Origin of the sequence: Mycobacterium sp. (assembly GCF_049280035.1) — a bacterium.
GTDB lineage: Bacteria > Actinomycetota > Actinomycetes > Mycobacteriales > Mycobacteriaceae > Mycobacterium.
Genome location: NZ_JBAPPI010000450.1, coordinates 1 through 9,284 on the forward strand (window position 1 = coordinate 1; position 9,284 = coordinate 9,284).

10 protein-coding genes are annotated in these 9,284 nt (G+C 64.5%); 8 read left to right on the top strand and 2 right to left on the bottom strand.

The features are described from left to right. The first annotated feature begins 95 nt into the window (after positions 1-95). The gene (locus WAN71_RS14890) at positions 96-938 is read left to right on the top strand and encodes an enoyl-CoA hydratase/isomerase family protein (protein WP_422226066.1); all 843 of its coding nucleotides are present in this window, start codon (positions 96-98) and stop codon (positions 936-938) included. Here WAN71_RS14890 and WAN71_RS14895 read toward each other — a convergent pair. Together WAN71_RS14895 and WAN71_RS14900 are read right to left on the bottom strand one after the other, a co-directional pair. After that, positions 877-1,779: a serine hydrolase domain-containing protein gene (locus WAN71_RS14895; protein WP_422226067.1), complete on the bottom strand. Its 903-nt coding sequence runs from the start codon at positions 1,777-1,779 to the stop codon at positions 877-879. The two genes, WAN71_RS14890 and WAN71_RS14895, sit on opposite strands and share 62 nt — an antisense overlap. 133 nt (positions 1,780-1,912) lie before the next feature. Continuing rightward, on the bottom strand, positions 1,913-2,740 hold the full coding sequence (locus WAN71_RS14900; protein WP_422226074.1) for a GntR family transcriptional regulator: 828 nt from the start codon (positions 2,738-2,740) through the stop codon (positions 1,913-1,915). Between the two features lie 81 nt (positions 2,741-2,821). On the opposite strand from WAN71_RS14900, the gene WAN71_RS14905 reads away from it, so the two are divergent. The 7 genes from WAN71_RS14905 (at position 2,822) to WAN71_RS14935 (ending at position 9,232) form a co-directional block, all read left to right on the top strand. Further along, the gene (locus WAN71_RS14905; protein ID WP_422226068.1) at positions 2,822-4,252 is read left to right on the top strand and encodes an MmgE/PrpD family protein; all 1,431 of its coding nucleotides are present in this window, start codon (positions 2,822-2,824) and stop codon (positions 4,250-4,252) included. 12 nt (positions 4,253-4,264) lie between these two features. Next, on the top strand, positions 4,265-5,146 hold the full coding sequence (locus WAN71_RS14910; protein ID WP_422226069.1) for an isocitrate lyase/PEP mutase family protein: 882 nt from the start codon (positions 4,265-4,267) through the stop codon (positions 5,144-5,146). Next, complete coding sequence (locus WAN71_RS14915) at positions 5,143-6,390, top strand: 3-isopropylmalate dehydratase large subunit (protein WP_422226070.1); 1,248 nt, start codon at positions 5,143-5,145, stop codon at positions 6,388-6,390. Before WAN71_RS14910 ends, WAN71_RS14915 begins: the two co-directional genes overlap by 4 nt. 8 nt (positions 6,391-6,398) lie before the next feature. Continuing rightward, positions 6,399-6,947 (top strand): 3-isopropylmalate dehydratase, encoded by a 549-nt coding sequence (locus tag WAN71_RS14920; protein WP_422226075.1) that lies wholly within the window; start codon positions 6,399-6,401, stop codon positions 6,945-6,947. Beyond that, the gene (locus tag WAN71_RS14925; protein ID WP_422226071.1) at positions 6,944-7,495 is read left to right on the top strand and encodes a YbhB/YbcL family Raf kinase inhibitor-like protein; all 552 of its coding nucleotides are present in this window, start codon (positions 6,944-6,946) and stop codon (positions 7,493-7,495) included. Before WAN71_RS14920 ends, WAN71_RS14925 begins: the two co-directional genes overlap by 4 nt. A gap of 66 nt (positions 7,496-7,561) precedes the next feature. Next, the gene (locus WAN71_RS14930; RefSeq protein WP_422226072.1) at positions 7,562-7,759 is read left to right on the top strand and encodes a hypothetical protein; all 198 of its coding nucleotides are present in this window, start codon (positions 7,562-7,564) and stop codon (positions 7,757-7,759) included. Between the two features lie 72 nt (positions 7,760-7,831). Next, positions 7,832-9,232 carry a DUF2252 domain-containing protein gene (locus WAN71_RS14935; RefSeq protein WP_422226073.1) on the top strand — a complete coding sequence of 467 codons (1,401 nt, stop codon included), beginning with the start codon at positions 7,832-7,834 and terminating at the stop codon, positions 9,230-9,232. Positions 9,233-9,284 lie beyond the last annotated feature (52 nt).

Consider the following 9,284-nt stretch of genomic DNA (forward strand, 5'->3'; position numbering starts at 1 on the left):
CACCTTATGCAGAGGCGATCGACGAAGCGACTCTGGCGAACTGATGGAATGCCAAGACATGGATCGCGCCGCATAGAAGAAAGGTGTGAGACGCAATGCCGCCAACCCCTCCAGACCCGCAAGAAAATGGCCGCCCACGCCCGCCCGAGGGTGACTGGCTGGGAACGCCCTACCTGACGTTTCGGCGCGAGGGGCCGTTCGCGATCGTGACGCTGGACCGCCCGGAAGCCCGCAACGCCATGACACCGGCGATGTACTTTGGCATCCGCTACGCGGTCTCGCGGGTCAACGCCGACGCTGATCTGGCGGGGTTGCTGATAACCGGAACCGGCGACGTGTTCGCGCCGGGCGGCGATCTCGGCGGCGGCGGGGCCGACAACTGGATGCAATGGGGAGCGGCGCTGTCCATGGATATAACGCCGTTCGACACGCTACGTAAGTCCGCCAAGCCGGTGGTCTCCGCGGTCAACGGCCTGTGCCAGGGCGGCGGGCTGCAAATCGCGATGTGCAGCGACGTCGCGGTGGTCAGTGAGCAGGCGACCTTCCGGGTTCCCGAGCTGTACCGCGGTATCGCCGACACCTATTACAGCCAGATGCTGGCGCGCATCGTGGGCCCGATCCGCACTCGAGATCTGATGCTGACCGGGCGGACGCTCACCGCGTCCGAAGCCGTCGAGTGGGGCATGGTCGCGCGGATGGTGCCGCACGACGAGCTGATGACCGCCGCTAAGGAGGTGCTGGCGCAATGTTGCCGTACGGCCCCGGGAGCCCGGCGCGTCGTCAAGTCCAGCCTGGATAACTACCTCGGGCTCTACGACCGCATCGGAATGGAAGCCAGCATCGAAAGTGCCGAGGCCGTCGAGGGTTTCGTCGCGTTCAGAGAACGCCGGTCCCCGAACTGGGTGCATCCCGACCTGCGAGCAGATGGACGCCTGTGACGGAGTTGTGTCGGGACAACGCTGCAACAAGGTGGACGAGCAGCTCTTGGTAGTCGTCGTTGGTCATTGGTTCGGAACGCGGTGTTGACGAGCCCTCAAGCCAGGTGGGGGTATCGGTTACGACTGTGACTACCGTATCGATGTCGGGGAGCACGGTCAGGAAGTTCCCGCCGAAGCCGATCGCGGAGTAGACGGTATCCGCAATTCCGATGTGGCGCAGTTCATCGGACGGCCCGGCCACCCACCAGCAGTAACCGTACATCCCAAGCAATCCCGCCGCATAGTTGGTGCGCGACAGTGGGCCGGTGCTGCGCGCGATCCATTCCGGTGAAAGCAGTTGACGACGATCCCACATTCCGTTGTTGAGATAGAGCTGCCCGAACCCGTTGATGTCTCGAGCCGACAGATAAAACGTGTAGTTCGGGTATCGGGTTGTGCCACCCAGGATATCGGCGCGGTATTGGTACGACCCATGTTGATAGATGTCCCAGTCGACCATGCCCAGTGGCCGGGCTAGATCGTGTTCGAAGGCGACGAACAAGCTGCGGCCGATTGTTCGTTCATAGATGTTTCCCAAAACGTTGAAATCCCAATTGTTGTAGCACCAGAACGTGCCGGGCGGGTGTGATCCTCTTGATGGGCGCCCCAGCGCGACACCTTCCTCGGTGGGCAGGTAGACGCCGGACCGTGCGGCAAGAAGGTCTCCGACCCTGGCTGACTTTTCCTCGTCGGTCAGGCGAGGTGTGTCATCTATTTCCAGCTCTCCCAGCGTCACCTCGAGATCGATTTCGCCTCGATCGTAGGCCTGACCGAAAAGGGTACTCAAGATCGACTTCCGCATGGAGTGAATATGAACTGGGCACGATACGTCTCCGACCTCGATGATGGTTCGCCCCGCCTGGTGCACCAGTACGGGCGTGATGTCGAACCGCCGCAACCGCTGTTCGATATCAGCTAAGTCGGATGAGCCCTTGTCACTTCGACTGCGCACCACGGTTTGTGGCCTCTCGACGTACGTCGTGGGCGATCGCCAGTCCGTCATCCGATTGCAGATCGGCCGCGGTCTGACTCATCAGCACGCGACTGCGGTTGGGCGACAGCAGGATGGACACGTAATGATGCGGCGAACCCGCCACGAACACCAGACGGTTGACCCGAAGCAGCGCCGCACCGATCGCAGTGTTGAGCAGGCGCGCGTTGCGTGGACCCGCGATCTCGGCGGTGATCTCATGCTGCATTCGATCGATGACAACGTCGGCGGTGGAGAGCAACTCGTAGAGGGGTTTGCGCCGCAGCGCTGAGGTGGTCAGCGTGTCGGCGAGTTCGGTTGGCAGCCAGGCTTCGGTGACCATCAACGGCTCGTGAGTTCTGCGCTCGCGCCGCACCCGCAGAATGTGCAACATCTCGGCGGTTACCCCGAGCGCGTCGCCGATCGAGGACGGCGGCGTTCGGGTGTCATGCTCAACCACGTCGATGGAGGTCTGAAATTGCGCCTGCCGAAGACTGTCCATATACGAGCCGGCCGGCGGCAACTCATCGGATCGATCGCGTCGACGGACGAATGATCCGACGCCTTGCCGGCGTTCGATGTAACCCTGCTCGGCCAGATCGGCTAGTGCCCGACGCACTGTAATGCGAGACACCCCGAATTGGTCGCAGAGCGCCTGCTCGGTGGGCAGCGCATCGCCGGGAGCCAGCGCGCCGCGTGCGATCTCGTCGTGCAGCACCAAGAAGAGCTGACGGTGCAGCGGCACCCCGGCACCGGTGCTCACCGGTCCGCTGGTCTCCTGCACGAGGACCAATGCTTTCACACTCCCTTGCCGGACCGATCAGGATTTGTTATATGTATATAACAAGCATACAACGCGGATGGAGGGCTGACAATGACCGCGGTAGAGCTGACCGCCGCCACCGATCCGGACGGACCGACCGGAAAGCTAGCCACCTGGGTCGCGGACCTAGCGCTCGACGACATCCCACACAACGTCGTCGAGCGGGCCAAACACCTGCTGCTCGACGGCATTGGTTGCGCCCTGATCGGTTCGCAACTGCCCTGGTCGCGGGTCGCCACTGACGCGGTTCTGGATCTGGAGAACAAGGGCGACGTCGTGGTGATCGGGACCGGACAGTCCACCAGCGGACCGGCGGCGGCGGTGCTCAACGGCACCTTCATCCAAGGGTTCGAGCTCGACGACTTCCACCCCATCGCGCCGGTGCACAGTTGCTCGCTGGTGATTCCCGCGCTGCTCTCGACGGCAAGCGCGCAGTCCGAAGCCACCACCGGCATGGAGTTTCTGCTCGGGGCAATTGCCGGCTTCGAGGTCGGCCCTCGGGTCGGCTACACCTTGCACGGCACACAGATGCTCGACCGCGGCTGGCACTCCGGGCCGGTCTTTGGCACTCATTCCGCCGCGATGGCATCCGGCAAACTACGCAGGCTGTCACCGGCACAGTTGGAGGATGCCCTCGGGCTCGCGGGTACCCAGTCGGCGGGGCTGATGGCCGCGCAGTACGAGGCGATGAGCAAGCGCATGCACCACGGGTTCGCCGCCCGCAACGGCTTCTACGCCGCCGGGCTGGCAGCGGCGAACTACACCGGCATCAAGCGAGTCTTTGAGCGTGAATACGGCGGATTCCTCAGCGTTTTCGGTGAGGGCCACGACCCCGACTCGTCGCTGCTGACCGAGCAACTCGGTGAATGCTGGGAGACCAGCATCATCATGGTGAAATCCTACGCGGTCATGGGTGGATTGCACGGAGCCGTCGATGCGGCCCGGCAATTGCGGCAATCGGTTGCCGGCGAGGATATTTCGAAGATCGACATTACGGTTGGTGAGACCGTGTACAAGCATGGCTGGTGGAAGCCCGAGCGGCCGATGACCGCGATCGGCGCCCAGATGAACATCGGCTATGCCACCGCCGCGGCACTGCTCGACGGAAACGCGCTGCCCGAGCAGTTCACTCCCGCGCGCCTCGACGCCGACGACATCTGGTCGCTAATCGATGTCACCGACGTCCACCTCGACGAATCGCTCGCCGGCGCCGACCCCACCGAACGGTTCCGCACCGACCTCGCGGTGACCACCCACGACGGCAGCGTGCATCAGGTCCGCGTCGTCGCACCCCACGGCGCGCCGTGGGACCCGGTCACCAACGACGAGCTGGTCACCAAGTTCCATGCCCTGGCCGACCGCGTCACCAGCCGCGACCGCGCCGACGCGATCGAACGGGCGGCAGTCGGCCTCGAAAATCTCGACGACGTCGGCGCCCTCGTTGATCTACTGGCCCCGCCGGTCGCGGGCGCACTCGACTGAAAGGGACGACAGATGGCCACCACACCAGCCCGACAGAAATTACGCGCCCTGCTCGATCGCAGCGAACTTATCGTTGCCCCAGGCGTTTTCGATGGGATAACAGCACATCTGGCCCGCCGCACCGGACAGGCGGCGGCGTATATGACCGGCGCCGGCGTGGCGGCGTCCGGATTCGGCCTGCCGGACATCGGCTTGGTCACCGCCACCGAGATGGCTGAGCGCGCCCGGATGCTTGTCGGCGTGCTATGCGACGTCCCGTTGATCGCCGACGCCGACACCGGTTACGGCGCACCGATGAATGTGGTGCGCACCGTCGGTCTCTACGAGCAGGCCGGGGTCGCCGCAATCCAATTGGAAGACCAGGTGTTCCCGAAACGCTGTGGCCACCTGTCCGACAAACACGTCATCGACGCCGCGGCCTTCGAGCAGACCTTGGCTGCAGCGCTCGATGCTCGCGATGACGACAACCTGCTTGTTGTCGCGCGGACCGACGCGCGGGCCCCGCTCGGGCTGGAGGCCGCAATCGAGCGGGCGAATCGGTACGCCCAGGCGGGTGCGGACGTCATCTTCGTCGAAGCCCCGCAGAGTATCGAGGAGATCGAACGCATTGCCCGCGATGTCGAGGCTCCGCTGCTGATCAATCTGGTGCTCGGCGGTATGACACCGCTGGAGTCAGCGACGCGACTGCAAGAACTGGGCTACGCCATCGCCATTCATCCGAGCAATCCGCTCGCCCGCGTCGTGCTCGGCATGCTGGAGGGTCTGTGTGAGCTGAACGGGAGCAACGTCACTGACTACCTGCCCACCCAGCCCGCCGAGTTCTTCAACCTGGTCGGGATGGCGGAGTGGCTCGCGCTCGACGCCAAATACGCACGCATGGAGGACCACCCATGAGTATGACCATCATCGAGAAAATCTTCGCCCGCAAAACCGGCGCGGACAGGGTGAGCGCGGGCGAGACCGTCGTTGTCGACGTTGACATGACAGTGCTGATCGATCTGCAGTTCGCGATGATGTGGATCGAGCCGCTTCGCATTCACGATCCCGACAAGCTGGCGATCGTCATGGACCACGCGGTGCCCGCACCGACCATCAAAGACGCCGCCGGCGGGTCGCACGCCCGAAAGTTCGCCGCCGAGTTCCGCATCGAGCGCTTCTACGACGTCGGCAGACACGGCATCTGCCACCAAGTCATCGCCGAGAACGGGCTGGCCCGGCCTGGGGAAATCCTGGCCTGCACCGACTCGCACACCTGCGCGGCAGGCGCCTACAACACCGCCGCCCGCGGTCTGGGCCCCGCCGAGGTGTACTCGATCATGTGCACGGGCAGTACCTGGTTTCAGGTCGCGCCGACGATCCGCTACCAACTCGAGGGCGTCAAACCCGAAGCGGTCAGTGGCAAGGACATCTTCTTGCACATCGCCAATGAATATGGCGACGCCGCGAACCTGAACCTGGAGTTCGGCGGCCCCGGGCTGGCGAGCATCCCGATGCACGACCGTCGCACCATCGCCACCCAGGGTGCGGAAGTGTCGGCTGATTTCAGCACATTCGAGCCAGACGGGGTGCTGACGTCGTTCCTCGACGAGCGTGGCGTTACCGGATATGACGCTGCGGCACCGGATCCCGGTGCAACGTACCGCGAGGTGCGGCAAGTGGACCTGGCCGCGCTGGAGCCCTACGTGGCCCGGCCCGGCACCGTCAGCCGCAACGGCCTGCCGGTATCGCAGTTGGGCAGGCAGAAAATTGATCAGGCCTTCATCGGTTCGTGCGCCAATGGCCAACTCGAAGACCTCGAAATTGCCGCGGACGTGTTGCGCGGCAAGACGGTTGCTGCCGGCGTCCGGCTGCTCGTCACACCGGCGTCACAGGCCGTCTACCGCGAGGCGATGCGGCTCGGCTACCTGCAGGACATCGCGGACGCCGGCGCGGTGATCACCAACTCCACCTGTGGCGCATGCTTCGGATACCACATGGGCGTGGTCGGACCCGGCGAAGTGTGCCTGACATCGAGTACCCGCAACTTCACCGGCCGCATGGGCAGCCCCGAAGCGCAGATCTTCATGGCCTCACCGGCGACCGTCGCCGCATCGGCGATCACTGGCTACATCATTGACGCGAGGAGTGTGACCCCGTGACGCTCACCATCACCGGCAAGGTCTGGCTGTTCGGCGACGACCTGAACACCGATGCCATGTATCCGGCCTTCGCGATGAAGATGGATCCCCCCGAGGCAGCCAAGCACATCTTCTACGAGGTACGCCCCGGTTGGACCGACGAGGTTTCGCCCGGCGACATCGTGATGGCCGGCAAGAACTTCGGGCTGGGATCGTCGCGGCCGGTTGCGGCGCTGTTTACCGAACTCGGTGTGGCCGGCCTGGTCGCCGAGGAGTTCAATTCGCTGTTCTTTCGCAATGCCGTCAACGCCGGGCTGCCCGCAATGACGATTCCCGACGCCACCGCCGTCTTCAGCGAGGGCGACACCGGGGCCTTCGATCTCGGGACCGGCGCCTGGCGCAACGAGACCACCGGGGCGTCGGGGTCGGTGCCCAAGCTGCCCGACCTCATTCTCGAGATCATTGCCAGCGGAGGCGTACTGCCGCGGCTGGCGGCGCAGGGCTATCTGCCCGCCGAATTGGGCGACGCACTGCGGTCCAGCACGGTGGCGATCCGCGGCGCCGGAAGCGGCGCATGATGGGCGCCATCGGCAGACTGCTGCGCAGTGTCCGAGCAGGCGAGCATCGAAGCCCGCTTGCCGGTGCGGCTTTCGCAGCTCCCGATGACATCACGGTCACCAGTACGGCGTTCACCGATGGCGGCACGATGCCGGCGGCGAGCGCCGGAAAAGGCGTCGGTGACAATACTTCACCGCAGCTGCACTGGACCGGGCTGCCGCCAGAAACCCGGCAGCTGGTGCTGATCATCGACGACGTCGACGTTCCGCTGCCCCGCCCGCTGCTGCACACCGTCGCGGTGATCGAGCCCGGCGTGCAGGATGTCGACACCGGCGCGTTGCAGCCGGGTACCGCCGGAATGCGTTTCATCCCAGGCGGTTTGGGCCACCGGGGATACGCGGGTCCGCGCCCGATTCCCAGTCACGGGCCGCACCACTACCGGTTCCATGTGTTGGCGCTTGACGAGCCGATTGAAGACCACGTCACCACGGCCAGGGCGCTACTGAAGCAGATGACCCGACACGTGATCGCCCGCGGGGTGCTGACCGGGACATACGAACGCCCATGACCGGATTGACATCGCAATTGGCGGAGCTGTCGACCGGGCTGAGCTTCGATCAACTACCCGACGACGTTGTCGCGATGGCGTGCTGGACTGGCTCGGCGTCACCGACTTGAGCAGAAGTTTCGGGGGATCACCAAAGCGCATCTCGGCGCCGACCGCGCCGAGTCATTGATCGCCCGTGTCGCCGTGCCCGCCGCCGACCTGGACGTGTGGGCAGTTCCCCGACTCACCCAGGGCCTGTCGTCGGTAAGCGGCGCGCCTCGCTGAGTTCAACGACTCTCGGGTACGTGCTGGCCTCGAAACCGGTGTCCACCGACGTGGGCTGAGTACGCTGATCGGATGCCGCAACGCGTGTTGCGTGAACGCCTGATCGAGGTGGAAGTCCCGCGCGAGGATGTGGCACGCGGTCGGGCGCTGCGAAAGACCGTCCCGCGGCGCGCTCTCGCACAGCTCACACCTTCTCCGCGAACGGCTACGGAGATTCTCGTCGCTCAGAACGCCAGCCGATTATCCGAACTTGTCCCGTTGCGTTTTGCCCGGATGCTCGCCGACCCGTTCTCGTTCTACCGAGGTTCGGCAGCGGTGATGGCCGCCGATCTCGCTGCAAGCCCGTCGACTGGGATCGAGGTCATGTGTTGCGGTGACGCTCACGTGTCGAATTTCGGCATGTACGCTGCTCCGCACCGCTCAATAGTCTTCGACCTCAATGATTTTGACGAGGCCGCTGTCGCGCCCGCGGAGTGGGACGTCAAACGCTTGATCACCAGCGCGATCATCGGGGGCCGCCATGCCGGCTACCCGGGCAAGGCCATCCGCCGTTGCGTCGAAGAGGCATTGGTGGGCTACCAAACCAGTCTGCAGGCGATGCTCGAGGAGATGAGCGTTCTGGACCGCTACTACCTGCGGGTGGAGCCGGAGCACTACACCGGGAAGGTATCCAAGGGAGCGCAGGCTCTGATTCAGAAAACGATATCCCGGGCACGCACGCGAACGTCAGCGCGCGTCTTCAAACAGATCACGCAGATCGGACCCGAGGGAACGCCGCGCCTGCGCGAATCACCGCCGGTTCTCCAGCACGTCGGCGAGGAGACCGAAGCCCCCCTGGTCGAGTCGATTGAGGAGTATCTGGCCGCAGTCCCGGCTGACGTCGCGCTGCTGCTGTCGCACTTCCGCGTCACCGACGTCGCGCTGCGAGTAGTTGGCGTCGGCAGCGTCGGGACCCGCTGTTACTTGGTCATCATGGTCGGCCCCAACGACACACCGATGATCATGCAGATCAAAGAGGCCACTCGATCAGTGCTCGAAGAATACGGCGGTTGGCGCCAGCCAGACACGCTGACCGAGGCCGTTGAGGCGAAGGGCCAGGGCGTGCGCGTCATCGATGGCCAGCGAATTCTGCAGGCGATGTCGGATGTGTTCCTGGGGACCACACGCAAGGACTGCCGCGACTACTACGTCCGCCGGTTCCACGATATGAAGGGCACCATCGACACCGAAGGTATGTCCCCCTCTACATTCCGTGATTACGTCAGTGCTTGTGCGGTTCTGCTGGCACGGGCGCACTCGCAGAGCGCAAATGCATCGATACTGCGGGGATACGTAGGTACCAGCCATACCGTGCACAATGCAGTCGCCGAGTGGTCGTACGCATACGCCGAGAAGTCCCTCGACGACTTTCACCAACTGCGCGCGGCGGCTGCGGCCGGCGACATCGAAGTTGCCGATGATCCTGCCCGCTAGCGGCGGCAGTTGACGGCACAGCCGGCGCGCTCGCATTTCCTCAGAGTCCGGC